26 protein-coding genes and 1 tRNA gene (1 of these 27 only partly in view) are annotated in these 23,204 nt (G+C 70.6%); 11 read left to right on the top strand and 16 right to left on the bottom strand.

Annotation, left to right across the window (positions count from 1 at the left end):
• Positions 1-3,212, bottom strand: the beginning of a protein-coding gene (locus FLP23_RS02550) for a hypothetical protein (RefSeq protein ID WP_149324423.1). It extends 25,660 nt beyond the left edge of the window; only the first 3,212 of its 28,872 coding nucleotides appear in the window; it begins with the start codon at positions 3,210-3,212; its stop codon lies off the left edge, out of view.
• Positions 3,213-3,418: 206 nt separating this feature from the next.
• Between FLP23_RS02550 and FLP23_RS02555 the strand changes: the two genes are divergently transcribed.
• Positions 3,419-3,805 carry an SHOCT domain-containing protein gene (locus tag FLP23_RS02555; protein ID WP_149324424.1) on the top strand — a complete coding sequence of 129 codons (387 nt, stop codon included), beginning with the start codon at positions 3,419-3,421 and terminating at the stop codon, positions 3,803-3,805.
• A 341-nt stretch (positions 3,806-4,146) separates the two neighbouring features.
• Here the strand turns inward: FLP23_RS02555 and FLP23_RS02560 are convergent, their stop codons facing one another.
• The 7 genes from FLP23_RS02560 to FLP23_RS02590 all read right to left on the bottom strand — a co-directional run bounded on the left by FLP23_RS02560 (position 4,147) and on the right by FLP23_RS02590 (position 11,578).
• Positions 4,147-5,568, bottom strand: coding sequence for a HipA domain-containing protein (locus tag FLP23_RS02560; RefSeq protein WP_168200356.1), 1,422 nt, complete (start codon positions 5,566-5,568; stop codon positions 4,147-4,149).
• The gene (locus FLP23_RS02565) at positions 5,565-5,804 is read right to left on the bottom strand and encodes a helix-turn-helix domain-containing protein (protein ID WP_149324426.1); all 240 of its coding nucleotides are present in this window, start codon (positions 5,802-5,804) and stop codon (positions 5,565-5,567) included. The genes FLP23_RS02560 and FLP23_RS02565 overlap by 4 nt, the downstream gene beginning before the upstream one ends.
• 431 nt (positions 5,805-6,235) lie before the next feature.
• Positions 6,236-6,658 (bottom strand): heat shock protein transcriptional repressor HspR, encoded by a 423-nt coding sequence (locus FLP23_RS02570; RefSeq protein ID WP_149324427.1) that lies wholly within the window; start codon positions 6,656-6,658, stop codon positions 6,236-6,238.
• On the bottom strand, positions 6,658-7,629 hold the full coding sequence (locus FLP23_RS02575; RefSeq protein ID WP_149324428.1) for a DnaJ C-terminal domain-containing protein: 972 nt from the start codon (positions 7,627-7,629) through the stop codon (positions 6,658-6,660). The genes FLP23_RS02570 and FLP23_RS02575 overlap by 1 nt, the downstream gene beginning before the upstream one ends.
• A 4-nt stretch (positions 7,630-7,633) precedes the next feature.
• Positions 7,634-8,215, bottom strand: a complete 582-nt coding sequence (locus FLP23_RS02580; RefSeq protein ID WP_246140034.1) for a nucleotide exchange factor GrpE — start codon at positions 8,213-8,215, stop codon at positions 7,634-7,636.
• Positions 8,216-8,218: 3 nt separating this feature from the next.
• Complete coding sequence (gene dnaK / locus FLP23_RS02585) at positions 8,219-10,069, bottom strand: molecular chaperone DnaK (protein WP_149324429.1); 1,851 nt, start codon at positions 10,067-10,069, stop codon at positions 8,219-8,221.
• 108 nt (positions 10,070-10,177) lie between these two features.
• The gene (locus FLP23_RS02590; RefSeq protein ID WP_149324430.1) at positions 10,178-11,578 is read right to left on the bottom strand and encodes a beta-propeller fold lactonase family protein; all 1,401 of its coding nucleotides are present in this window, start codon (positions 11,576-11,578) and stop codon (positions 10,178-10,180) included.
• A gap of 120 nt (positions 11,579-11,698) precedes the next feature.
• Between FLP23_RS02590 and FLP23_RS02595 the strand changes: the two genes are divergently transcribed.
• The 3 genes from FLP23_RS02595 (at position 11,699) to idi (ending at position 14,294) form a co-directional block, all read left to right on the top strand.
• Positions 11,699-13,126, top strand: a complete 1,428-nt coding sequence (locus FLP23_RS02595; RefSeq protein WP_149324431.1) for an MFS transporter — start codon at positions 11,699-11,701, stop codon at positions 13,124-13,126.
• Between the two features lie 187 nt (positions 13,127-13,313).
• Positions 13,314-13,730 (top strand): MarR family winged helix-turn-helix transcriptional regulator, encoded by a 417-nt coding sequence (locus tag FLP23_RS02600; RefSeq protein ID WP_149324432.1) that lies wholly within the window; start codon positions 13,314-13,316, stop codon positions 13,728-13,730.
• 21 nt (positions 13,731-13,751) lie between these two features.
• A complete protein-coding gene (gene idi, locus FLP23_RS02605; RefSeq protein ID WP_149324433.1) occupies positions 13,752-14,294 on the top strand; it encodes an isopentenyl-diphosphate Delta-isomerase in 543 nt (180 codons plus the stop codon).
• Positions 14,295-14,301: 7 nt separating this feature from the next.
• Here the strand turns inward: idi and dcd are convergent, their stop codons facing one another.
• The gene (gene dcd / locus FLP23_RS02610; protein ID WP_149324434.1) at positions 14,302-14,907 is read right to left on the bottom strand and encodes a dCTP deaminase; all 606 of its coding nucleotides are present in this window, start codon (positions 14,905-14,907) and stop codon (positions 14,302-14,304) included.
• A 42-nt stretch (positions 14,908-14,949) separates the two neighbouring features.
• On the opposite strand from dcd, the gene FLP23_RS02615 reads away from it, so the two are divergent.
• From FLP23_RS02615 to FLP23_RS02630, 4 genes are all read left to right on the top strand, one after another.
• A tRNA-Gly gene (locus FLP23_RS02615) sits at positions 14,950-15,023 on the top strand.
• The gene (locus FLP23_RS02620) at positions 15,023-15,478 is read left to right on the top strand and encodes a DUF3465 domain-containing protein (RefSeq protein WP_149324435.1); all 456 of its coding nucleotides are present in this window, start codon (positions 15,023-15,025) and stop codon (positions 15,476-15,478) included. The genes FLP23_RS02615 and FLP23_RS02620 overlap by 1 nt, the downstream gene beginning before the upstream one ends.
• 59 nt (positions 15,479-15,537) lie before the next feature.
• Positions 15,538-15,837, top strand: coding sequence for a DUF2470 domain-containing protein (locus FLP23_RS02625; RefSeq protein ID WP_149324436.1), 300 nt, complete (start codon positions 15,538-15,540; stop codon positions 15,835-15,837).
• A 59-nt stretch (positions 15,838-15,896) separates the two neighbouring features.
• Entirely contained in the window at positions 15,897-16,544 is a 648-nt protein-coding gene (locus FLP23_RS02630; RefSeq protein WP_149324437.1) for a biliverdin-producing heme oxygenase, read from the top strand.
• 6 nt (positions 16,545-16,550) lie between these two features.
• Here the strand turns inward: FLP23_RS02630 and FLP23_RS02635 are convergent, their stop codons facing one another.
• On the bottom strand, positions 16,551-17,843 hold the full coding sequence (locus FLP23_RS02635; RefSeq protein ID WP_149324438.1) for an ATP-dependent DNA helicase: 1,293 nt from the start codon (positions 17,841-17,843) through the stop codon (positions 16,551-16,553).
• Between the two features lie 59 nt (positions 17,844-17,902).
• Between FLP23_RS02635 and FLP23_RS02640 the strand changes: the two genes are divergently transcribed.
• The gene (locus FLP23_RS02640) at positions 17,903-18,844 is read left to right on the top strand and encodes a hypothetical protein (RefSeq protein WP_149324439.1); all 942 of its coding nucleotides are present in this window, start codon (positions 17,903-17,905) and stop codon (positions 18,842-18,844) included.
• A 21-nt stretch (positions 18,845-18,865) separates the two neighbouring features.
• On the opposite strand, the gene FLP23_RS02645 is transcribed toward FLP23_RS02640, so the two are convergent.
• From FLP23_RS02645 to rpmB, 5 genes are all read right to left on the bottom strand, one after another.
• The gene (locus FLP23_RS02645; RefSeq protein ID WP_149324440.1) at positions 18,866-20,830 is read right to left on the bottom strand and encodes a bifunctional copper resistance protein CopD/cytochrome c oxidase assembly protein; all 1,965 of its coding nucleotides are present in this window, start codon (positions 20,828-20,830) and stop codon (positions 18,866-18,868) included.
• 66 nt (positions 20,831-20,896) lie between these two features.
• Positions 20,897-21,181: an HU family DNA-binding protein gene (locus FLP23_RS02650; protein ID WP_149324441.1), complete on the bottom strand. Its 285-nt coding sequence runs from the start codon at positions 21,179-21,181 to the stop codon at positions 20,897-20,899.
• Between the two features lie 249 nt (positions 21,182-21,430).
• Positions 21,431-21,736, bottom strand: coding sequence for a 30S ribosomal protein S14 (rpsN, locus tag FLP23_RS02655; RefSeq protein ID WP_149324442.1), 306 nt, complete (start codon positions 21,734-21,736; stop codon positions 21,431-21,433).
• A gap of 2 nt (positions 21,737-21,738) precedes the next feature.
• Positions 21,739-21,909 (bottom strand): 50S ribosomal protein L33, encoded by a 171-nt coding sequence (gene rpmG / locus FLP23_RS02660; RefSeq protein ID WP_149324443.1) that lies wholly within the window; start codon positions 21,907-21,909, stop codon positions 21,739-21,741.
• Position 21,910: 1 nt separating this feature from the next.
• Positions 21,911-22,147 (bottom strand): 50S ribosomal protein L28, encoded by a 237-nt coding sequence (gene rpmB, locus FLP23_RS02665; protein WP_149324444.1) that lies wholly within the window; start codon positions 22,145-22,147, stop codon positions 21,911-21,913.
• 195 nt (positions 22,148-22,342) lie between these two features.
• Here rpmB and FLP23_RS12535 point away from each other — a divergent pair, with 195 nt between their 5' ends.
• Positions 22,343-22,468 (top strand): hypothetical protein, encoded by a 126-nt coding sequence (locus tag FLP23_RS12535; RefSeq protein ID WP_281290304.1) that lies wholly within the window; start codon positions 22,343-22,345, stop codon positions 22,466-22,468.
• An 83-nt stretch (positions 22,469-22,551) separates the two neighbouring features.
• Positions 22,552-22,698, top strand: coding sequence for a PIN domain-containing protein (locus FLP23_RS12335; protein WP_210413924.1), 147 nt, complete (start codon positions 22,552-22,554; stop codon positions 22,696-22,698).
• Between the two features lie 2 nt (positions 22,699-22,700).
• On the opposite strand, the gene FLP23_RS02675 is transcribed toward FLP23_RS12335, so the two are convergent.
• On the bottom strand, positions 22,701-23,087 hold the full coding sequence (locus FLP23_RS02675) for a Fur family transcriptional regulator (protein WP_149324445.1): 387 nt from the start codon (positions 23,085-23,087) through the stop codon (positions 22,701-22,703).
• Positions 23,088-23,204 lie beyond the last annotated feature (117 nt).

Genomic DNA, 23,204 nt, shown 5'->3' on the forward strand with positions numbered 1-23,204 from the left:
GACGCCGCGGCGCCGCGCGCCGTCGTGGTCACGGGCGCGCGCTGCGCTGCCTCGATCGTGACGTCGCCGCTCGCGGCGAGCGCCGGACCGGCGGCGAGTCGGCTGAGGGTGCGCACGGCCGAGCTCGTGATGGCGGTAGCCCCCGCCACCGTGACGCCCGACCCGGTCGCGCCGCCGAGCGCTTCGCTGCGCGCGGCGGACGCGGAGTCGGCGGTGACGTCGAGGTCACGCAGGCCCGCGACGGTCGCACCGGCCGCGAGCTCGGAGCTGGTCGTGTCGTCGACGGAGACGAAGGTGACGCTCGCACCCACCCCCGCGGTCTCGGTCGCGCCCGGAGTGCCCGGGTTCGCGGATGCCGTGACCTCCGTGGCGGAGCGGGAGGCGAGCGCGAGGTCGGTGACCGGGTCGGGGGTTCCCGCGGAATCGCCCAGCACGAGGGCGCCTCCTGCGACGGCCGTCGTCGTGATGCTCGCGATCGTCAGGGCGAGCGCGCCCGCGACACCGACCGACGCCGTCGCGGTGCCGCTTCCCGTGGAGGCGCCCGAGACGGCGGTCGCGCCGTAGTCGTTGGCGTCTCCCGCGACGGTCGGCGCAGTGACCGCCTCGACGCTCAGCGCGCCGGTGCGGAAGGTGCCGCCGTCCACGCGAGCCTCGCTCGTGATGTCGCTCCGGTTGACGGCGATCGCGACGCCGACGCCGGGGGATCCCGCCGCGACCGTCGAGCCGTCGGCGGAGGCCGTCGAGCCTCCGCGCGAGGTGGCGCTCACGGCGACGCCGCCGGGCGCGATGATCTCGCCGGCGGGCGCCACGAGGCTGCGCGCCGACTGTGCGAGCTGCAGGTTCGCGATGGCTCCGGCGACGGTGATGGTGCCGCCGGCCGGGGTGTCGGCGCCGCCGTCGGTCGCGGCGTCGGGGGTGGTGGTGTCGTTGCCGGTTGCTCCGCCGCTGCTCGCGACGGCCGAGACCGTCACCCGCGCGTCGGTCTCGGCGGTGAAGGCCGCGGACGCCCCGCTCAACGCAGCGCTCGACGAGATGGTCGTGAGCGCGTCGGCCGTCACGTCGGCCGTGCCGATGGCGGCCCCCGCGTCCGCCGCACTCGCATCGGCCACCACATCCACCCGGGTGTCGTTGACGGACTCGGCACGCAGCGCGCCGACCGCGTCGATGACGGTGGCACCGGTCACGGTCGTCGTGGCGGATGTCGTCACGGTGGCGGAGGCGAGGGCGGCGTCGTGGTCGGGGGTGCCGCCCGTGCCGGGGAGCGACTCGGCGCGGACGTCCGCGTCGATGGCCGCGCTGAGGGTCACGTCGCCGGAGGCGTGGATCTCGGTCGCCCCGGTGAGGAGCACCGTGGCGGTGGCGGAGGCGGTGACGGTCTCCGCGGCGGCGGGGGCCAGGGTCGCTGTCGCGGCGACCCGCACGTTCCCCCCGCGCAGCACCGTGTCGGTGAGGGTGACGGTCGCCTCCGCGTCGTCCGCGGTGCCGCCGAGCAGCTCGATGTCGCCGTCGCCCGCGGTGTCGGTCGTGTCGATGGTGAAGTCGCCGAGCACGATGTTCGCGGCGTGGATGCGCAGGGTCGCGCCCCCCAGCGTGAGGTCGCTGACGAGCACCACGGTCACGCCGCTCGCGTTCGCGAGCACCTCGAAGAGCGAGGCCGGCACCACGAGCGTGACGGTCTCCATCGAGTTGTGGGTGCTCCACACGGTGATGACGAGCGTGGTCGCGTCCTGCGAGATGTGCAGCTCGTCGTCGGCGGTCGTCGAGGTGACGGTGACCTCGTCGGGGGTGCCCGTCACGTCGAGCGGCTCGAGGCCGCTGTAGCCGATGGCGGCGCCGCCGACGGCGAGCTCTCCCGAGCTCGACCCCGCGGGGGTGGAGACGACGCTTCCGCCGGTCACGTCGACGGCGAGGGTGTCGTGCCCGCCCGCGCCGCCGTCGACGCTCGCGATCGAGCCGCCGGCCGTGGCATCCACCCGGAAGGTGTCGTCCTCGTCGGCGGACCCGACGAGGTGGGCGAAGCCGCTGAAGGAGATCGGGACGGCGGCGGTGATGGTGCCGGCGCCCGGGCCCGTGATGGCCCACTCGGCCGTGGTGCCGGCGTCGGCGCGACGGAGGGTGGCACCCGCGCCGTCGGCGCGCAGCGTCGTGACGCCCGTGTAGCTGAGGCTCGTCCCGCCGACCGTCACCTGACCCGCGGCGGAGGCGTGGGTCCAGTCGATGTCGGCGCCGGTGACGGTCAGTCCGCCCGTCCCGCCGCCGTCGACCGTGACCGGTCCGGCGATCGCGGTGAGCACCCCGGCGCCGATCGTGATGGCGGGCGCCGCGAGCTGCAGAGCCGAGATCTCGGCGAGCGGCACGCGCTGCTCGGCGGAGCCGTCGGCGAAGGTCACGACGAGTTCGGCGCCGTCGATGCTCACCGCGATCGCGCCGGTCGACTGCACGTCGACGAGATGCGGTGCGGGCGGCTCGGGCTCCTCCTCGCCCTCCTCGCCCTCGTCTCCGTCCTCGCCCTCCTCGCCCTCCTCGCCCTCGGCGAAGAAGGTGAGGCCGCCGAACATCGAGAGCGAGTAGTCGGGCGGGGTCGCGCCGTCGTCGGTGCCGGGCTCATCGGTGCCGGGCTCGTCGGTGCCCGGCTCATCCGTCCCGGGCTCGTCGGTCCCGGGCTCATCGGTCCCGGGCTCATCCGCGCCGGGCTCATCCGTGCCGGGCTGGCCGGTGTCGGGGACCTCGGTGTCGTCGCCCGTGGAGTCCGTCGAGCCGACGGTGGTCGGCCCGACCGTGCCGGGTCCGCAGACCAGGGTCCGGCTGGTGGAGCTCGAGCTCGACGAGGAGGAGTCGGATCCGGGCGACGCGTCGTCGCCGCCCGTCACCTGGAGCACGCAGTGGGAGGTGCCGTTCGGGTTGAGCGACGGCGCCGGCGTGGTGACGATCACGACCTGCCGGATGACGGTCGTCTCGGTGGTGGTCTCGGGCTGAACCGGCTGGACCGGCACGGGCGGCACGGGGGCGGGCGCGATCCCGGGCCCGACCGGACCGAGCGGCACGACGGGGACCGACACGGCCGGCGCGGGAACCGCCGGCGCCGGTGTGGCCGCCCGGGCAGGCGCCCCCGAGAGCGTGCCGGCGATGACGATGAGCGAGACGAGGCCGGCGAGCAGGGTGAACAGCGCGCGCCCGGAGGACGCGCGCGGACCCGCGGCATCAACGCTCATCTGCTGCGCACGGACGGATCGGGGTACATGGGTGGGGTGGGGAGGTACACACGCCCGTGCGGTCTCACCCTAGCGAGTTCCGCTCACCCCCCGATGACCCCCTAACGGGGGACAATTGCGGGGTACAGCACTCCCGTTGGCTCGGAGGACGGTGTAGAAAGACGGCAGGGGCGGCTCGCCGGGAGCGTGCCCTGGAGAGGAACACCGTGGACTTCTGGAACAACGTGTGGAACGTGATCTGGCTGCTGTTCTGGGGTTTCGCCCTCATCGCCTACCTGTTCGCGATCTTCTCGATCATCGGAGACCTGTTCCGCGACGACAAGCTCAACGGCTGGTGGAAGGCGCTGTGGGTCATCTTCCTGATCTTCTTCCCCTTCCTCACCGCGCTCGTGTACCTCATCGCGCGGGGGCGGGGAATGGCGGAGCGCAGCGCCCGGAGCGTCCAGGCCTCCCAGCGCGCGGCGGACGACTACATCCGCAGCGTCGCCGGCGGCAGCCCCGCCGACGAGATCGCGAAGGCGAAGTCGCTGCTCGACTCCGGTGCGATCAACGCGGCCGAGTTCGAGGCGCTCAAGGCCAAGATCCTGGCGTAGCGCCAACGACTGCGGCTTGCCCGGAAGGTCGTCGAGGAGGGTTGGTCGTCGCGGCCGGTGGTGAAGCGGATCGTCCACCGTCGGATCAAGAAGCGCCTCGGCCCGGTGCAGATCGCCGGGCGGCTCGGCGTGACGAGCACGAGACACCGGGCGCGCTCGTGTGCGAGCGCCGCAACCAGTGAGGTGCGGTCGCGAGTGGCAAGAGCCAGGGCCTGTTGCCGGGCGTCACGCCGAAGGATGAGGCTGTGTCGAAGGTCGCGGAGTATGCGCGGAGCCATGGCTTCGAGCGATGATCAGCTCGATGCCCGTCGATGACGGGTGTGCGCCGGACTCGGGCCGCGTCAAACGTTGGTCAGGTCGATGTCCGGGGCCTCGTCGTTGACCTTGACGTCGTACTGCCCACCCGCCGGTGTTCCTTTCGGAACGCGCCCCTGTTTGGGTACCGCAGTCTTGGCCGGACTCGTGATGATGGTCGGAGGCTTCTCGATCCAGCCTCGCAGCTCACCCCAGTCTCGGACGGCGTGCGCGATTTCGTGCGCTGAGGTGCGCACCTCGCCCGTGAGTTCGTCGGCTGCCGCCGTGTAGGCGTCGGCCGTGCCGGTCAGAATCCGGTCGATGCGTTCTTCGGCCTCGGCAGCGGGGATGCTGAACCGACGGGCGGTGGCGATCAGGTGCTTTCGGCCGATCGCGGTGAAGCGATCCTCTCCGTCGACTCTCATCGGTGCGAGCAGTGGACCGCTCTTCGTGAGTCGCTTCTCATAGGGGAGTGCAGAGGCCATGTCGTAGAGCGGGGCGAGTTGCTGCCCTTCGGCGTTCAGCATGAGCGCGAAGTTCTTCGCGTGCGCGTCGGTCCCGGCGATGGCGACGTTGAAGACGACGGCATCGAACATGGCGCGCCGGCTGTTTCCGCGGTCCCCCAGCGATGTGTTCGAGAGCAGGTCCGCGATCTGCGCGAGCCCGGGCCCGCCGTCCTTCTGGTACTTCTTGTCGGGCAACACCGACAGCGCTTGACACATGTCTTCCTGGTGCAGTCGATGAAGCACTTCTCCTTCGAGAGCTCGGTCGAATCGTGTACTGACGAGCACGGCACCGGCCTCGCCGGCGTCGATCAGCTCCGTCTGCGCGGCCGACATGCCGAGCGCTTGCGCGGCGCGCTGACTGAGGTACTCGTTGATTTCGTGGTTCGAGAAACCTCGGATGCCCGGCTTCAGGATGTGCGTCGTCGGAGTCGAGTCCTGAGGCACTCCCCAAGCCCCATCGCTGGTCTTGGTGAGCGCGACCTTGCTTTGGGCGCCGGCCAGACTCCACCGGCCGCCGTACGCGCCCGGGTCCCAGTCCTCGTCGTGATTCGCGAGTGAGATCATCATCTTCTCGAACTCGCTCCCGGTGAGCGTGGCAATGTTCACGTTTCGCGGCCCTGCATCGCTCGCGGTAGCGCCCGGCGGCAGGAGCTGAACTGCGCCAGCGGCGTCTCGTCCGACGGCGCGCAGTAGCGCCATCGGGTTGGTCGCCGAGACGTGGTTTTCACGGGCGATGCGCGCGAGGGCGCCTGAGCTGTCTGGTAGGAGGCCCCAGAGAAACGCCTTCGCCGGTTTCGCCCTGTGCTCGGTCGCAGCGAGCGGCATCGACATCGACACCGGGTACGCGCGCGGATTGGCGCGCCAGCTCGCATCGTAGACAAACCCGATGTTGCCGGCGGCGTTCTGCCAGAACGTGCCGGCGGGGACGCCGTCGAGGTAGAGGACGAGTTCGGTACCGGTCATCGGTTCACCGGCTCGCGGAGGGGCTGCGGGGTGAGGCCGTAGCCGAGAGCGGCCAGTACGTCGAACACGCGGAACAGCTCGGCGCGGACCGCCCCGGCCTCGAACCTGATGAGCCATGCCCGGCTGACCCCGGCCGCGAGCGCGACCTCGGACTGGGTCTTGTTCTGGGCTTCGCGCGCGAGCCTCGCCCACACTGCGAGCTCTTTCGCGTTGGTCAGCGTGTTCGCCGCGTTCATCGAGCCTCCGGTTCATGAGCGTGTAATGGAACCGTGCCATTGCACGATGTCATAGTACCGCGACATTCGTCGATGTCACAGTACCGTGTCCTGCGATAGATGTGCGCGGCACCACCAGTGAAACTTCGACAAGCCAGTCGGGGCCGTGCGACACACGCGATCGAGTGCCGAACCACGACACGTCGAGACCTGGCCCACGTCAGGCGTCAGTCGCATCGACGTCGGGCCTTGTCGTTGACGTTGAACCCGGAATGGCCGCCCCCGGTCTCGTCACGTGCTCGGTGGCAGCGAGCGGCATCGAGACCGGGTACGCGCTTGGATTGCCGCGCCGGCTCGGGTCGTGGACGAACCCGATAGTGCGTGCGGCACGCTTACAGCGTCACGCACCCGCCCATCAGCCGCATCCCAAACAACCTGCCTGGGCACGACGCCTAGCGATCGCCCGAGGTCAGCGGGCGCCACACCACGACCTGGTTCTGCTTGCGGGCGCGCGTGCCCGCGCGCAGCGAGACGACGTCGCCCTCGAGTCCCGCGGCGAACACGCGCCGGCCGGGGCGCGACAGCAGTTCGTCGGCGAGCGCCGTCTCGAGCTCCCGCACCCGCTCGCTCAATGCGAGCACCTGGTTCTCGAGCTCCAGGATGCGGCGGATGCCCTCGAGGTTGAGGCCCTCGGCGGAGAGCCGCGCGATCTCCCGCAGCTGCACGATGTCGCGCATCGAGTAGCGGCGCGACTGACCGGCGGTGCGCTGCGGGCTCACGAGCCCCATCCGGTCGTATTGACGCAGGGTCTGCGGATGCATCCCCGCGAGCTCGGCGGCGATCGCGATCGCGAAGACGGGGGTCGATTCGTCCATCAGCCGCGCGCCCTCTGCAGCAGCTCGTCCCGCGGGTTCTCGTCGGGCAGCGCCGCCGCGAACTCTTCGAGCTTCGCCTTCGCGTCCGGCGGGAGATGACTCGGCACCGCCACCTGCACGGTCGCGAGCAGGTCACCCGTGGACTTCGCCGTCGCGACGCCGCGCCCCTTCACGCGCAGCACCCGGCCGCTCGGCGTGCCGGGGGCGACCCGCAGCCGCACGGTGTCGCCGGCGAGGGTCGGCACCTCGATGGTCGCCCCGAGGGCGGCTTCGACGAAGGTGACCGGCACGTCGACGCGCAGGTTCAACCCGTCCCGGGAGAACACCGGGTGCGGGCGGACGGACACCGTGAGCACCAGGTCGCCCGCCTCGCCGCCGTCCGGGCTCGGCTGCCCCTTGCCGCGCAGCCGCACCTTCTGGCCGTCGTTCACCCCCGCCGGGATCTTGACCTTGGTGCTCGCGTTGCCGGGCAGCTGCAGGGTGACGGTGTCGCCGCGGATCGCGGTGTCGAAGTCGAGCGTCGTGGTCGCCGTGATGTCGGCGCCCTTGGTCGGACCGCCGTAGCCGCGGAAGCCGCCCGTCGGGTTGCCAAAACCGCCCGAGCCGAACATGCCGCCCAGCAGGTCCTCGAACCCGCCCGCGCTGTAGCTCGTGCGTCCGCGAGCGCCGCCGCCGAACATCCCGCCGAAGACGTCCTCGAAGCCGCCCGCCCCCCCGGGGGTGAAGCGCGCGCCGGAGCCCATCGCCCGCAGCTGGTCGTACTCGGCGCGCTCGGCCGGGTCCGACAGCACGGCGTACGCCTCGCTGATCTCCTTGAACCGGGCCTCGGCTGCCGCATCGCCGGGGTTGGAGTCGGGATGGAACTGGCGGGCGAGCTTGCGGTAGGTCTTCTTCAGCTCCGCCTCGGAGACGTCCTTGGCGACGCCGAGCACGGCGTAGAAGTCCTTGTCGAACCAGTCCTGGCTGGCCATCGGGCTACTCGCTCGCAGGCACGCTGACCGCGACCTTGGCGGCGCGGATGAGTCGCTCGCCGAGCGCGTAGCCCGGCTCGATGACATCCTTCACGGTCTCGGCGGTCGCGGCCGGGTCGGGCACCTGCACGACGGCCTGGTGCACGTTGGGGTCGAACACCTCGCCCACCTCGCCCACCGAGCGCAGCCCGTACTTCTCGAACCCGGCACGCAGCTTCTGCGAGACGAGCGTGAGGGGCGCGCCCTCGACGAGATCGCCGTGCGCGTCGGCACGGTCGAGATCGTCGATGACGGGCAGCAGCGAACGGATCACCTCGGCGATCACGGCCTCACGGTTCGCGGCGCGATCGCGCTCGACGCGCGTGCGGAAGTTCTTGAGCTCCGCCTGCGCGCGCGCGGCGATGTCGCGGTACTCCGCCACCAGATCCTTCTCGGCGTCGGCGAGCAGGGTGAGGTCGTCCTCGCTCAGCCCGTCGTCGTCCGGCGCGACGTCGGCCGGGTCCGGACGCGCCTCGCCCGTCTCCGGGTCGATCTTGCGCTTGTCGTGGACCTTGGGCTCGTCGTCGTCGCGGTCCTTGTCGGCCATCGGCTACTTCTTCTCGTCCTCGTCGTCGACGATCTCGGCGTCGACGACATCCTCGTCGGGCGCGCTCGTGCCGCTCGTCGGGCTGGGACCCTCGGCGGCCTCCTGGCTCGACTGGTAGATCGCCTCGCCGAGCTTGGTCTGGCTCTCGTTGAGCTTGTCGAAGGCGGTCTTGATGGCCGCCTCGTCCTCGCCCTGGAGCGCCGTCTTGAGCGCGTCGATGTCGCCCTGCACCTCGTCCTTCACGGGCTGGGCGATCTTGTCCTCGTTCTCGGAGATGAGCTTCTCGAGCGAGTACACGAGCTGCTCGGCGTTGTTGCGCACCTCGGCCGCCTCGCGCCGCGCCTTGTCCTCGGCGGCGTGCTCCTCGGCCTCGCGCACCATGCGCTCGATGTCGTCCTTCGGCAGCGACGAGCCGCCGGTGATCGTCATCGACTGCTCCTTGCCGGTGCCCTTGTCCTTCGCCGAGACGTGCACGATTCCGTTCGCGTCGATGTCGAAGGTGACCTCCACCTGCGGCACCCCGCGCGGGGCGGGGGCGATGCCGGTGAGCTCGAAGGTGCCGAGCGGCTTGTTGTCGCGCGTGAACTCGCGCTCGCCCTGGAACACCTGGATGGCGACCGACGGCTGGTTGTCGTCGGCCGTCGTGAAGGTCTCGGAGCGCTTCGTCGGGATGGCGGTGTTGCGCTCGATGAGCTTCGTCATGATGCCGCCCTTGGTCTCGATGCCGAGGCTCAGCGGGGTGACGTCGATGAGCAGCACATCTTTGCGCTCGCCCTTCAGCACGCCCGCCTGGAGGGCGGCGCCGACGGCGACCACCTCGTCCGGGTTGACGCCCTTGTTGGGGTCCTGGCCGCCGGTGAGCTTCTTCACGAGCTCGGTGACGGCCGGCATGCGGGTGGAGCCGCCGACGAGCACGACGTGCGCGATGTCGGAGACCTTGATGCCGGCCTCCTTGATGACGTCCTCGAAGGGCTTCTTGGTCCGGTCGAGCAGGTCGGAGGTCATCTGCTCGAACTGGGCGCGGGTGATGGTCTCGTCGAGGTTCGCGGGACCCGATTCGGTGAGCGAGAGGTACGGCAGCTGGATGCTCGCGGACAGGCCGGAGGAGAGCTCCTTCTTGGCCTGCTCGGCGGCCTCCTTGAGGCGCTGCAGCGCGATCTTGTCCTTCGAGACGTCGACGCCCGTGGTGTCCTTGAACTTCTTGATGAGGTGCTCGACGACCCGCTGGTCCCAGTCGTCGCCGCCGAGGCGGTTGTCGCCGGAGGTGGCGCGCACCTGGATGGTCGAGAAGTCGTCGTCCTTGCCCACCTCGAGGAGCGAGACGTCGAAGGTGCCGCCACCGAGGTCGAAGACGAGGATGAGCTCGTCCTCCTTGCCCTTGTCGAGGCCGTAGGCGAGGGCTGCGGCGGTGGGCTCGTTGATGATGCGCAGCACGTTGAGGCCCGCGATCTCGCCGGCCTCCTTGGTGGCCTGGCGCTCGGCGTCGTTGAAGTACGCGGGCACCGTGATGACGGCGTCGGTCACGTCTTCGCCGAGGTACTGCTCGGCGTCGCGCTTGAGCTTCTGCAGGATGCGGGCCGAGAGCTCCTGGGGGGTGTACTTCTTGCCGTCGATCTCCTGCTTCCAGTCGGTGCCCATGTGGCGCTTGACCGAGGAGATGGTGCGGTCGACGTTGGTGACGGCCTGGCGCTTCGCGGTCTCGCCGACGAGCACCTCGCCGTCCTTGGTGAAGGCCACGACCGAGGGGGTCGTGCGGAAACCTTCCGCGTTGGCGATGACGGTGGGCTCTCCGCCCTCGAGGACGGCGACCACGGAGTTGGTCGTGCCGAGGTCGATGCCGACTGCTCGAGCCATGTGTTGTTGCTCCTTGACGTCTGAAAACGAGTACGCGGACTTGAGCCGCGACGTATCAAGTTTGCACCCCCGTCCGGGGGAAGTCAAGAAAAGGTGAGTCGCCTCGACTCAGGTACGGCGCAGGCGGGCGCGGGTGCGCACCAGGACGCCGGCCGCGATGAGCACCGCGCCCACCCCGAGCGACGTGAACAGCTCCTCCGCGTCGGCGCCCGTCGGGGCGAGCACCTCGTTCACGGTGAGCACCGCCGCATCGGACTCGACCTCGCCGCCGAAGAGCACCGCGTCCACCACGACCCGGAACTGCGCCCCGTCGTCCGCGAGGGTCGCCGGCAGCGAATAGCTGGGGTTCGGGTCGGTGTCGTAGTTGTAGACGGGCACCTCGGTGCCCGGGATGTCGGTCCAGCTGGCCCCGCCGTTCCGGCTCACCTGCCAGCGGTAGGAGTCGACCGTCGCGTGGAAGCGCGTCGAGAAGGTGGCCGTCTCGCCATCCGTGACCGTCACGTCCACCGGCGCCACGATGCTCGGAGTCCCCGCCCGGGAGACCGACGCCCCCTGGTGGTTGCCGACGAACACGTCGCCGGTGAACGGGTTCACCGCGACACCGTCCGGGTTCGGCCGCACGGCGAACGTCACCGGGGCCGGATCCGGGACCGGGGTGACCGCGAGCGTCGCGGGATCGATGATCCGCACGCTCGCCGAGCCGTCGAGGGCCACGTAGAGGCGGGAGCCGTCGGGCGACATCGCCATCCCGCGGGTGACGACATCCGAGGCGAACCCGCCGACCCGGGTGAGGGTGTCGGGGTCGACGACGGTGATCTCGTGAGCCACCCAGCTGGTGGCGTAGACGAGACCGGCGAACATCTCCACGGTGTACGCCTGATCCAGGAGGCCTCCGGCGCTGGTGACGACACTGTTGTCCGCCGTGCTGATGCGGCTCATCAAGGACCCGCCGCTGCGCGAGACGAAGACGTAGGCGCCGTCTGGGCTGCCGGTGATCCCGGTGGGCAGCTGATCCATGGGGATGGTGACCGCCGCGCCGGGCGTCCCCGGATCGGTCACGTCGAAACGCTGGACACTCGCGCCTGCACGGTTGACGACCCATAGCGTGGCGTCATCGCTCAACCACACCTCGTAGGGCTGCGCGTCGGTGGGGATCGTCGCCGCGACGGCGAAGCCTGCATCGGCGTCGAGGACGCTGATCGTGTTGCTGCCGCTGTTGGCGACGTAGATCCACCGGCCCGTCGAGTCGGTCGTGAGCCCGATCGGCTCGGCGCCGACCGGCGCGTGCTGGAGCACCGTGGACGTCGCGGGGTCGATGACCGCCACCTCGCCACCGCCGACGAGGGCGACCGTGGCGTACACGCGCGAACCATCCGGGGAGACGACGACCCGATACGGCCAGCCGCCCGTCGCGATCGGCTCGCTGTCGGCCATCGCAGGCCCGGCGACACCGATGGCCGCGGCGAGCCCGAATCCGACAGCGAGCAACGCTGCAGCGGTGCGTCTCATCCATCCGCCTTCCGTGTGTTGGGGCAGGAATCGATAGTCTCGCACCCCGATCGGGCGGCACGCGAATCACCCGCCGCGTCGTTCCCCGCCCGTTCACCGGGCGGCGCTAGCGTGGGCGCCATGACCGACCCGAACGGCGACGCGGCCGTCTCGCCCGTACCCGCCCCTCCCCCCACCGCGAACACGGGCATGATCGCCTCCTTCGCGCGTGACCTCGGCGACGACCGAACGGTGCCGCGCAAGCAGGTCATCTCCTGGGCGATCTGGGACTGGGCCACCCAGCCGTTCAACTCGGTCATCCTCACCTTCGTCTTCGCCTCGCTGTACCTCATCTCCGACAACTTCCTGCCGGCCGACATCGCGGCGCTCCCCGACACCGACCCCGTGAAGGAACGCGCACTCGCCGACCTCTCGAGCGGCTACGGCCTGGCGACGACCTTCGCGGGCATCCTCATCCTGCTGCTCGCCCCCGTGCTCGGGCAGCGCGCCGACGCCACCGGTCGCAAGAAGCGCTGGCTGTTCGTCTTCACCATGCTGCTCGCGCTCGTGCAGTTCGCGCTCTTCTTCGCCTTCGCGAACCCGTCCTTCTTCTGGTACGGCGCGATCGTGCTCGCCCTCGGCGCGGTGATCTCCGAGATCGCGGGCGTCAACTACAACGCGATGCTCGTGCAGGTCTCGACGCCGCGCACGATCGGCAAGGTGAGCGGGCTCGGCTGGGGACTCGGCTACATCGGCGGCATCGTCGCCCTCGCGATCGTGGTCGTCCTCAACAGCGTCGCGTGGTTCGGCCTCGACACCTCCAACGGTCTCGCCTACCGCCTCATCGCGGTCGGCGCCGCGGTGTGGACGATCGTGTTCTCGATCCCCCTGTTCCGGAACGTGCCCGAGGTGCCGCCGACGGGCGACGGCTCGCACCGGGTGGGCTTCTTCCGGGGCTACGTGGTGCTCGTGAAGGACATCGCGCGCCTCTACCGCGAGGCGCGACCCGCGTTCTGGTTCCTGCTGGCGAGCGCCATCTACCGCGACGGCCTCGCGGGGGTGTTCGCCTTCGGCGGCGTGCTCGCCGCCGTCGCCTTCCACTTCAGCGACGATCAGGTCATCATCTTCGGCATCGCCGCCAACATCGTCGCCGGCATCTCCACGATCATCGCCGGCCGCTTCGACGACCGCTTCGGGGCGCGCGCGGTGATCGTGTTCGCGCTCGCCGGCCTCGTCGTGATGGCCGTCGCGGTCTTCGCCTTCCACGACGTCGGCACGGTCGTGTTCTGGACGGGCGGCCTCATCCTCTCGGCGTTCGTCGGCCCCGCCCAGGCCGCCAGCCGTTCGCTGCTCGCCCGCGTCACCCCGGAGGGACGCCAGGGCGAGATCTTCGGCCTCTACGCCACCACCGGGCGGGTGGCGAGCTTCATCTCGCCCGCGCTCTGGACGGCATCCATCGCGATCTTCGGCGCCACGATCTTCGGCGTGCTCGGCATCGCGCTCGTGCTGCTCGTGGGTCTCGTGCTGCTGCTGTTCGTTCGCCTGCCGAAGCACGTCCGCCTCAGCTGACCCCGCCTCCGCCTCCTCCCGCCTCGTCCCGCCTCCTCCCGCCCCCTCCCGCCCCCGGCCACTCCCGCCTCAGAAATGCAGGAGTTTCCGCGGCCGGGCCCCGCGGTGGCAGGCGCCGGAGGTCGACCGACCCAGAAACTCCTGCATTTCTGAGGCGGAGGAGCGGGTGCCGGACTAGCGTGGGGGCATGTCGACGCGGACCCTGGCCTACTGGCTCGCGCTCGTCGACCGTCTGGTCGAGGCGCGCTTCGCCGGAACACTCGAAGAGCACGGCATCACCCGCATCCAGTGGCGGGTGCTCACGGTGCTCGACCCCGAACCGGCCACGCACGAGGCGCTCGCGGATGCGCTCTCCGAGCTGCCGCCGACCCCCGACGACGACTCGGCGGCCGAGCAGCTCGACGAACTGCTCGAGAGCGGATGGGTGGAGGATCTCGCGGGACGCTACGCGCTGAGCGAGCGCGGCCGAGACGCCCACGACCACATCTCGAAGGCCGTCGCCGCGCTGCGGGCGACCGTGCTCTCCGGCATCTCCGCCGACGAGGAGGCCACCACCATCGCGGCGCTCGAGCGGATGGCGCGCAACCTCGGGTGGAACGGCTGAGCCAGCTAGGCTGACACCGCCATGGCGCCCGCAGACACGACCGAAGCCACCGAGCTCGTCCTCCTCCTCGACGACGAGGGAAAGCCGATCGGGACGGCGCCCAAGGCGACCGTGCACACGACCGACACCCCCCTGCACTTCGCCTTCTCGTGCCACGTCTTCAGCCCGCAGGGCCGCCTGCTCGTCACCCGCCGCGCCCTCACCAAGGACACCTTCGCGGGGGTGTGGACGAACGCCTTCTGCGGGCACCCCGCCCCCGGCGAGACCGCCCTCGACGCCCTCGCCCGCCGCGCGGAGGCCGAGCTCGGCATCCCGGTGCGCGACGTCGAGCTCGTGCTGCCCCACTTCCGGTACCGGGCGGCCGATGCAGCCGGCATCGTGGAGAACGAGATCTGCCCCGTCTTCCGCGCGGTCGTCGATCGCGACCCGGCCCCGTCGCGGGATGAGGTGGCCGAGTGGGTGTGGGCCGAGCCGATGTCGCTGCGCATGGCGGTCGCCGCGGCGCCCTTCGCCTTCAGCCCCTGGTTCGCCCTGCAGCTCGCCGCCTGGCCCGCCGGCCGCTGAGCCCGAGCTACTCCCCGGGCGCGCCCGCCTCGGTCGTGGTGACGTCCGTGCGGTGGAAGCCCTGCCACGAGCGCGACGCGGTCGGCCCGCGCTGCCCCTGGTAGCGGTTCGCATAGGCGCCCGAGCCATAGGGGTTGTTGACGGGGGAGCTCGTGCGGATGAAGCACAGCTGGCCGATCTTCATCCCCGGCCACAGCTTGATCGGCAGGGTCGCCACGTTGCTGAGCTCGAGGGTCACGTGCCCCGAGAAGCCCGGATCCACGAATCCCGCGGTCGAGTGCGTGAGCAGCCCGAGACGCCCGAGCGAGCTCTTGCCCTCCAGCCGGGCCGCGATGTCGTCGGGCAGGGTCACGAGCTCGAAGGTCGAACCGAGCACGAACTCACCGGGGTGCAGGATGAACGGCTCGCCCTGCTTCGTCTCGACGAGGCGGGTCAGCTCGGGCTGCTCCTCAGCCGGGTCGATGAAGGGGTACTTGTGGTTGTCGAACAGCCGGAAGTAGCGGTCGAGCCGCACATCGATGCTCGACGGCTGGATCATGGAGCGATCGAGCGGGTCGAGCCCGATGCGTCCGGCGTCGAGTTCGGCGGCGATATCGCGGTCGCTGAGCAGCATGCGACGAGCGTATAGGCTCTACGGGTAGCTGCTCGCGGCTGCGGGGATGTAGTTCAATGGCAGAACTTCAGCTTCCCAAGCTGATAGCGCGGGTTCGATTCCCGTCATCCCCTCCATGAAGCCCCGCCGCATCCTGATCGGCCTCGTCGCCGCGATCGTCGTGGCGGTCGGGGCGTTCGCGCTCGTCCCGGCCCTCGCCCCCGCCCCGGATCGCGCGCCGGCGGCGACCGCGGCGGATGACGACGGCGCCCTTCAACACGCCCACGACAGCCAGGAGAGCAACGTGCAGGTTCATGGGACCGGGACCGTCGAGCGCGTCCTCACGGACGACGTCGAGGGCGACCGGCATCAGCGGTTCATCCTCCGACTGCCGATCGGTTTCACCGTGCTGGTCGCCCACAACATCGACGTCGCGCCGAGACTCGACGGGATCGCCGTGGGCGACACGGTCGAGTTCTTCGGCGAGTACGAGTGGAGCGAGGAGGGCGGCACCGTGCACTGGACCCACCGCGACCCGGCAGGGGTTCACGAGGACGGCTGGCTGAAGTGGGACGGCTCCGTCTTCGACTGACGCCCGCGGTTGGGGAGCCGGCGAGCGCCACGCCCCGCCGCGTCGGTTACCGTGGACGGATGACCGTATTCGCCCCCGAGGTCGTCGACGCCGTGCTCGCGCACATGAACGGCGACCACACCGACGACAACGTCCTCATCGTCCGCGCGTTCGCCGGCCGCTCCCCCGAGAGCGCGACGATGACCGCACTCGATCACCGGGGCGGCACCTGGCGCTACACGGTGGACGGCGTGGAGTCCGAGCTGCACCTGCCGTGGTCGCACGAGCTGAGCGAACGCCCGGAGCTGCGCCGCGAGATCGTCGCCCTCTACGACGCGGCCTGCGTCCAGCTGGGTGTGACCCCCCGCCCGCACGCCTGAGAGTTCACGAGAGCCGGAAACCCCGGTAAGCTAAGGCAACCCTAACCAGAGGAGCCTTCGTGTCCGTCCTGCCGTTCTCCCAGGCTCTCCGCGCGCGCACCTGGTCGGGCCACTCCGACAGCGAGGGCGCCGGCTTCATGACCGACCTCATGAAGGGTGAGGGCACCCGCGCCGACTACACGGCGCTCGTCGCCCAGCACTACTTCATCTACGAGGCGATCGAGGGTGCCGAGAAGGTCTTCGCCGCGGATCCCGTCGTCGCGCACTTCGCCACGCCGCGCCTCACCCGGCTCCCCGCCCTCGAGGCCGACCTCGAGTACCTGCTCGGCGCCGACTGGCGGGAGCAGATCGCCCCGCTGCCGACCACGGTCGCCTACGTCGAGCGCCTCCGCCGCGTCGCCGCCGAGCGCTGGGCGGGCGGCTTCATCGCCCACCACTACACGCGCTACCTCGGCGACCTCTCGGGCGGCCAGTTCATCCGCAAGGTCATGCAGCGCCGCTTCGGCTTCGAGACCAATGGCGTCGGGTTCTACCTCTTCGACGAGATCGCCGACCCGACCGAGTTCAAGGAGACCTACCGCGAGCAGCTCGACGCCGTCGAATGGGATGAGGCCGAGCGCGAGCGCGTCATCGACGAGGTGCTGCTCGCCTACCGCTTCAACACGGAGCTCTTCGACGACCTCGCCCGCGCGAAGGCCGCCGCGTAGCGCGAACTACGCCTCGATCCCCGGGATCGGCTTCACCCCGGACATGAAGCGGCGCACGTTCTCGTCGACGATGATGTCGGACGGTCGCAGCGGCCGCGTCAGGTACAGCCCGTCGAGCGTCGTGAGGCGGCTGAGGGCGACGTAGGTCTGGCCGGGCGCGAAGCTGCGCTGCCCGAGGTCGACGATCGCGCGGTCGTAGCTCTTGCCCTGCGACTTGTGGATGGTGACCGCCCACGCCAGTCGCAGCGGGAACTGCGTGAACTCGGCCACGACATCCTTCGTGAGCTGCTTGGTGACCGGAGAGTAGCTGTAGCGGTAGCGCTCCCAGGTGGCCGGCTGCACCTCGTGGCGTTCGCCGTCGACCTCCACCGTGACCGTGTCGGCGATGCGCACCACCTCGCCGATCGTGCCGTTCACCCACCGCCCCTCACCGCCGGCATCATTGCGCAGGAACATCACCTGGGCGCCGGGCTTGAGCTCGAGCCGCTCGTCGGCGGGGAACGCGCGCCCCCCGAAGTCGCCCTCGATGTCGGCGACCGCCGTCAACGCACGCCCGGGAAGCCGCCCCAGCGCGGCGGCATTGATGCGGTTGACGGTCGCGTTGGTCGTGGCGAGCGTGATGGCGCCGTCACTCGGGGCCGGACGCGCACCCACGCTGTTGAGCCGCCCCGCCATCTCCGCCGTCACCATGCCGTAGCGCACCGCGTTGAGCAGCGAGGTGAAGTCGCGCTCGTGCTGGCGATGGATCGTGCCGAGCTCGTAGATGACCAGCTCGGCCTCGTCCCACACCTTCGCGTCGAAGAACCACATCGAGCGGTAGCGGTCGGCGAAGTAGGCGCGCTCGTCCCCGTCGCCGGGCACCGGTGCCAACTGGAACGGGTCGCCGAAGAGCACGAGCTGCACCCCGCCGAAGCTCTCGTGCGGCCGCTGTCGCGCCTGCCGCAGGCTGCGATCCATGGCATCCAGCAGGTCGGCGTTGACCATCGACACCTCGTCGACCACGAGCGTGTCGATCGTGTTGAGCAGCTTCTTGAGCTCCGCGGACTGCTCGATCTCGTGGTCGGCGATCACCCCGATCGGCAAGCGGAACAGGGAGTGGATGGTCTGGCCGCCCACATTGAGCGCCGCGACCCCTGTGGGCGCGCACACCGCGAGCTGCTTCGAGGTGTTCCCGGCGAGGTGCTCGAGCAGCGTCGACTTCCCGGTTCCGGCTCGCCCCGTGACGAAGATGTGCTCGCGCGTGGTCTCGATCGCCGCGAACACGGCCTCCTGTTCGGGAGACAGAGCGGGGCGCGACATCCCAGCAGGCTAACCGAGCCGGACGGGCGCGGACGGACGGGCACGGCAGAATGTGCAGCATGCGGATCGTGCTGGCCTGGGTGGGGGCCGTCGTCGTGCTCGCCGGGGCCGTCGTGGGCGGTGTCGCGATCCTCAACGCCACGGTGTTCTCGGCCTCCGCCTTTGTGCAGGACTACCTGGATGCGCTGCGCGCCGGGCGCGTGACCGAGGTGCTGGACCTTCCGGGCGTCGACCCGGGCGCCCTCGATCGCGCCCTGCTCGACGCACGCGCCCGGGAGCCGATGCACGCCACCGTGCTCGGTTCCCGGGCGCACGGCGACGTCGAGGAGGTGCACGTCGCGTTCGGCTCGGGGCAGGCGACGGGCGAGACGACGCTCGACGTGAAGCGGATCGGATCCCGGTTCGGCCTGTTCCCGCGCTGGGGCTTCGCCGTCAGCCCCATCACGGTCGTCTCGATCGGCGTGACAGGCGATGCCCGCTTCCAGGTGGGCGAGCTGCCGCTGGATGTCGCGGGCGGCGGTCCGGTCGCCTACGCCGCACTCACCCCCGGCACCTACCTCGTGCACCACGAGTCGAGATTCCTCTCCTCGCGCGACATCACGGTCCTCGCCGACGGCCGCCCCGTGAACATCGAGCTCGAGGTGCGCCCCAACGCGCGCTTCGTCGAGGCCGCCCAGGCGGCGCTCGAGGCGGAGCTCACCGCATGCGCGGAGCAGCCCGTGCTGTTCCCGACCGGCTGCCCGTTCGGACAGGCGACGACCGACCGGGTCGTGTCGGCGCCGCACTGGACGATCTCCGAGATGCCCACCGCGCAGCTGGTCCCCTCCGACAGCTTCGGCATCTGGGCGATCGACCGCGTCGCAGGCGTCGCACGGTTGAGCGTCGACGTCCAGTCGCTCTTCGACGGCCGGACCTCGACCCACGAAGCCGAGGTGCCGTTCGAGGCGAGCTACCTGATCGGCTTCGACGGCGACGAGCTCGCACTCACGCCCACCCCCTGAGCCGACCCCGCGGGGACCCGGTCAGTTCGCGCGGGAGCGGCGCGCGAGCATCTCGTTGTACGCGGCGAGCTCCGCCTCCCCATCGCGCTCGGCCGCGCGGTCCCGCCGCTTCGCTTCGCGGTCATCGCTGCGCGCCCACTGGATCGCCACCACGATCGCCAGGATCACGGTCGGGATCTCGCCGACGCTCCACGCGATCCCGCCGCCGAACTGCTGGTCGACGAGCGGCGGGTTGCCCCACGTGCGCCCCATCGCCCCGAACCAGTCGGCGAGCATGAGCCCCGAATTCGACATGATCGCGAGGCCGAAGAAGGCATGGAAGGCCATCGTCGCGAGCAGCAGCACGAGCCGCAGCGCGTACGGGGGGCGACGACGCACGGGGTCGACTCCGACGAGGACGAGCGAGAACAGGTACCCCGTGATGAGGAAGTGCACCACCATCCAGACGTGTCCGATGTGGTCGGTCACCGCCCAGCGGAAGATGCCCGTGTAGTAGAACAACCACAGCGAGCCCGCGAACAGCACGGCGGCGACGAGCGGGTTGGTGAGCACCCCGGCCACGGGCGACTGCACGGCCCAGAGGATCCACTCGCGACCCCCGCGGCTGCCGTCGTCGCGCCGGCGGATTGCCCGCGCGGCGAGGGTCACCGGCGCCGCGAGCACGAGCACCACCGGGATGGCCATGGTGAGGATCATGTGCCCGAGCATGTGGGCCGAGAACAGGTACTGCTCGTACACGGCGGGGGCGCCGTTGGTCACCCAGACGAGCGCCGCGAACCCGAGCAGCCAGAGCGCGGTGCGGTACCACGGCCATCGGTCGCCGCGCCGGCGCAGCCTCCACACCCCCGCGAGATAGAAGAACACGGCGAACGCCGCGACGAGCGCCCACAGCAGATCCAGGCGCCACTCGGTCAGGAAGCGCCCCGGGGTCAGTTCGACGGGCAGCGGACGACCGGTCAGGTACTCGGCGGGCGTCGGCGTCGCGAGCTCGGTGGTCGGCACCTCCTCGACGGGAGGCGCCGTGCGGGCGAGACCCGAGGCGAGGCCTGCCGCGATCCCCATGAACGCGAGCTCGGCGAGCACGAGCACCCGGAACCAGCGCGGCAGCTCGCGCCGCACCCGCGGGATCACGGCGCGCCGCTGCACCGCGCCGAGGGCCCCCAGGGCGAGGAGGGCGAGCACCTTGCCGACCACGAGGACGCCGTAGGGCGTGCCGAGGTTCGCGAGCTCCCCCACGCGGATGGCGGCCGAGGCGTAGCCGGAGACGGCCACCACGATGAAGCACACGAGCGCCATGCTCGAGTAGCGGCGCAGAACCGCCTGCAGTCGCTCGTCGTCGAGCAGTGCGCGCACGAGCACGAGGGCGAGCAGCCCGCCGAGCCAGACGCTCACGAACAGCACGTGCAGCCAGATCGCCGTGATCGCGAGATCGTGGTCGGCGGTGGAGCCGGCATGGCCCTGCTGCGCGATCGGCACGAGTCCGAGCGCGGCGCCCACGGCGGTCAGTGCGAGCGCCGTCACGTGGCGCACGGCGAAGCACACCGCGGTCGCGGCCGCGGCGACGAGCGTCACCGTGAGCCAGGCGCGGCCCACCGAGACGTCGGTCAGGAAGGTGCCGAGCTGCTGGCCGTACGCCTCGTCGAGCGTCGGCGCCGAGACGTGCAGGCTCTGGAACAACAGGAACGCGGTGCCCGCCGATGCGACGGTCCACACGGCTGCGGCCGCGGCGGCCAGATCGACCGCCCGGTTGAAGGCCGCGGAGCCGGGCACGAGCGCGAAGCAGGCGAGCGCGAGCGCACCGATCGTGCCGGCGGCTCCGAGATCCACGAGCACGGTCGCGATCGGGATGCCGAAGCGCACGACCGCCCCCGGATCGACGAACGGCGGCGGGGCGGCTCCCCCGCCGACGCCGAGCGCGACGACGAGCGCCGCGAGCGCGGCGAGAAGGAGGATGGCGGGTCCGGTGACCCACGCGAGGCGCCGCACCCGTCCAGCTTAAACGCGGGAAGGCGCCGACCTTCGCGGTCGGCGCCTTCCCGGTGGTTCGGGAGACTACTTGACGGCGGCCTTGAGCTTGCTGCCGGCCGAGACCTTCACGCCGTTCGACGCGGCGATCTGGATGGTCTCACCGGTCGCGGGGTTGCGGCCGGCGCGAGCGGCACGGTGGGTCTTCTCGAAGGAGAGCCAACCGGGGATGCTGACCTTCTTGCCGGCGCCGACCTGGTCGGCCACGACGGAGAAGAACGCGTCGACGACCTTGCCGACAGCGGCCTGGCTGTCGCCGGTCTCAGCGGCGATGGCCGCGACGAGGTCGCTCTTGTTGAGGGTGTCAGCCATGGATGTCCTCCTCGGACGGTTACTTGGGATTCGTGCAGCGGTGCCCGGGTGGGCTGCCTCGGACGAGGCTGCTGCGGGGGTCGGCCCTGAGGCTTGTCGACCCCTGAACCGTGCTCGAAACTACCAGGAAACACCGACATTTCCGGGCTTTTCCGCCCGGCAATCCCTCATTCTCTACTCGAGGGTTCGGAACGCCGAAGGGGGCGCCGACCGGAGTCGGCGCCCCCTTCGGGACGTGAGGCGAGCGGGCTACCAGCTCGACTTGGTCACACCGGGCAGTTCGCCGCGGTGGGCCATGTCGCGGAACCGCACACGCGAGACGCCGTAGTTGGTGAGCACACCGCGCGGGCGGCCGTCGATCGCGTCGCGGCTGCGCACGCGGATCGGGGAGGCGTCGCGCGGCAGCTTCTGCAGGCCCAGGCGGGCCGCCTCACGCTGCTCGTCGGTCGAGTTCGGGTCGATGAGCGCCTTCTTCAGCTCGAGGCGCTTCGCGGCGTAGCGCGCGACGACCACCTTGCGCTGCTCGTTGCGGGCGATCTTGCTCTTCTTGGCCATGCTTAGCGCTCCTCGCGGAACTCGACGTGCTTGCGCACGATGGGGTCGTACTTCTTGAGCACGAGACGGTCGGGGTCGTTGCGCCGGTTCTTCTTGGTCACGTAGGTGTAACCGGTGCCGGCGGTGGAGCGGAGCTTGATGATCGGACGGATGTCCTGAGCCTTCTTGGCCATCTCAGATCTTCTCCCCTCGGGCGAGGAGGTCCTGGACGACCGCCTCGATGCCGCGTGCGTCGATCACCTTGATGCCCTTGGCGGACAGCGTGAGGGTGACCGTGCGCTTGAGCGACGGGACGTAGTACTTCTTCTTCTGCACGTTCGGGTCGAAGCGGCGCTTCGTCCGGCGGTGCGAGTGCGAGATGTTGTGTCCGAAGCCGGGGACGGCTCCGGTCACCTGGCACACAGCTGCCATGGTTCTTTCCTGTTCTCTACCGTGGGGCGAACGCCCCACCCAAGGTCACTTGTCGGCACGCCAGATCGTGGATCCCCCCGACCGAGGTCCGGGAGCCGCGACGGCGCACAAAGAAGCGCATTGCTGCGCAACCCTCCGATGCTACCGGACGGATGCCGCATCCGCCACTCGCGGGCGAATCGCACGGGAAGCATCATGGATCTCGCCGGCATCCTGCACGACGAGGGCATGCCTCACCGCACGATCGAGCAGATGAACGACGACATCGCCGCCGCTGCCGCGGAGTCCGTCATGGAGAGCTTCACGCGTGATCGGGATTGATACCAACGTCGTGACGCGCCACCTCGTGCGCGACGACGAGGCGCAGGCGCAGCTGGCGACGACCTTCTGACGGCGAGAGCGTCGTGCGCGCCCTCGCCCTGGCCGAGGAGGGTGCGGACTTCGCGGACGCCCTCATCGCGGCGAGCGGTGAGCTCTTTGGGGTGCGGGAGACGGTCACCTTCGACCGCGCTGCTGCCCGCCGACTCGGCTGGACCAGCCTCGCGAGTTGAGCTCAGCGCTTCGCGGAGCACTCCGGGCAGAGCCCGAACACATCGACCACATGATTCGGCTCGGTGAAGCCGTGCTCGGCGGCGACCTGGTGCGCCCACGCCTCCACGGGATCCGCCGAGATCTCGACCGTGCGCCCGCAGTTGCGGCAGATCAGGTGATGGTGGTGGCTGCCCGGCGTGCAGGCGCGGTACAGGCTCTCGCCCTCCTGCTGCAGCGAATCCGCCTCGCCCTCCTGGGCGAGGTCGGCGAGCGCCCGGTACACGGTCGCGAGCCCCACCTCGGATCCGGTGCCGCGCATCGAGGCGTGCAGCGCCTGCGCCGAGACGAAGCCCTCGGTGCTGCCGAGCGCCTCGCGCACGGCCTCGCGCTGCCAGGTGTTCCGCTTCACGAGGCCGCGCCCCGTCCTCGGCCGAAGCACCGCCGGCCGGGACGGCCGCCGGCGCTGGCGTCGCGGCGAAGGCCAGAAATGGCCTTCGCTCCCAGCTCCAGCGCGCAGGTGTTCCGC

The organism is Protaetiibacter larvae (assembly GCF_008365275.1).
GTDB lineage: Bacteria > Actinomycetota > Actinomycetes > Actinomycetales > Microbacteriaceae > Homoserinibacter > Homoserinibacter larvae.

Coding starts and splice junctions, on each gene's coding strand:
- rpmB (WP_149324444.1), bottom strand. CDS start 22,147: ATGGCAGCTGTGTGCCAGGTGACCGGAGCCGTCCCCGGCTTCGGACAC.
- dnaK (WP_149324429.1), bottom strand. CDS start 10,069: ATGGCTCGAGCAGTCGGCATCGACCTCGGCACGACCAACTCCGTGGTC.
- FLP23_RS02565 (WP_149324426.1), bottom strand. CDS start 5,804: ATGAACGCGGCGAACACGCTGACCAACGCGAAAGAGCTCGCAGTGTGG.
- FLP23_RS02635 (WP_149324438.1), bottom strand. CDS start 17,843: ATGTCGCGCCCCGCTCTGTCTCCCGAACAGGAGGCCGTGTTCGCGGCG.
- FLP23_RS02570 (WP_149324427.1), bottom strand. CDS start 6,658: ATGGACGAATCGACCCCCGTCTTCGCGATCGCGATCGCCGCCGAGCTC.
- FLP23_RS02620 (WP_149324435.1), top strand. CDS start 15,023: ATGAAGCCCCGCCGCATCCTGATCGGCCTCGTCGCCGCGATCGTCGTG.
- FLP23_RS02600 (WP_149324432.1), top strand. CDS start 13,314: ATGTCGACGCGGACCCTGGCCTACTGGCTCGCGCTCGTCGACCGTCTG.
- rpsN (WP_149324442.1), bottom strand. CDS start 21,736: ATGGCCAAGAAGAGCAAGATCGCCCGCAACGAGCAGCGCAAGGTGGTC.
- rpmG (WP_149324443.1), bottom strand. CDS start 21,909: ATGGCCAAGAAGGCTCAGGACATCCGTCCGATCATCAAGCTCCGCTCC.
- dcd (WP_149324434.1), bottom strand. CDS start 14,907: ATGCTGCTCAGCGACCGCGATATCGCCGCCGAACTCGACGCCGGACGC.
- FLP23_RS02575 (WP_149324428.1), bottom strand. CDS start 7,629: ATGGCCAGCCAGGACTGGTTCGACAAGGACTTCTACGCCGTGCTCGGC.
- idi (WP_149324433.1), top strand. CDS start 13,752: ATGGCGCCCGCAGACACGACCGAAGCCACCGAGCTCGTCCTCCTCCTC.
- FLP23_RS02625 (WP_149324436.1), top strand. CDS start 15,538: ATGACCGTATTCGCCCCCGAGGTCGTCGACGCCGTGCTCGCGCACATG.
- FLP23_RS02650 (WP_149324441.1), bottom strand. CDS start 21,181: ATGGCTGACACCCTCAACAAGAGCGACCTCGTCGCGGCCATCGCCGCT.
- FLP23_RS02590 (WP_149324430.1), bottom strand. CDS start 11,578: ATGAGACGCACCGCTGCAGCGTTGCTCGCTGTCGGATTCGGGCTCGCC.
- FLP23_RS02640 (WP_149324439.1), top strand. CDS start 17,903: ATGCGGATCGTGCTGGCCTGGGTGGGGGCCGTCGTCGTGCTCGCCGGG.
- FLP23_RS02560 (WP_168200356.1), bottom strand. CDS start 5,568: ATGACCGGTACCGAACTCGTCCTCTACCTCGACGGCGTCCCCGCCGGC.
- FLP23_RS02595 (WP_149324431.1), top strand. CDS start 11,699: ATGACCGACCCGAACGGCGACGCGGCCGTCTCGCCCGTACCCGCCCCT.
- FLP23_RS02580 (WP_246140034.1), bottom strand. CDS start 8,215: ATGGCCGACAAGGACCGCGACGACGACGAGCCCAAGGTCCACGACAAG.
- FLP23_RS12535 (WP_281290304.1), top strand. CDS start 22,343: ATGGATCTCGCCGGCATCCTGCACGACGAGGGCATGCCTCACCGCACG.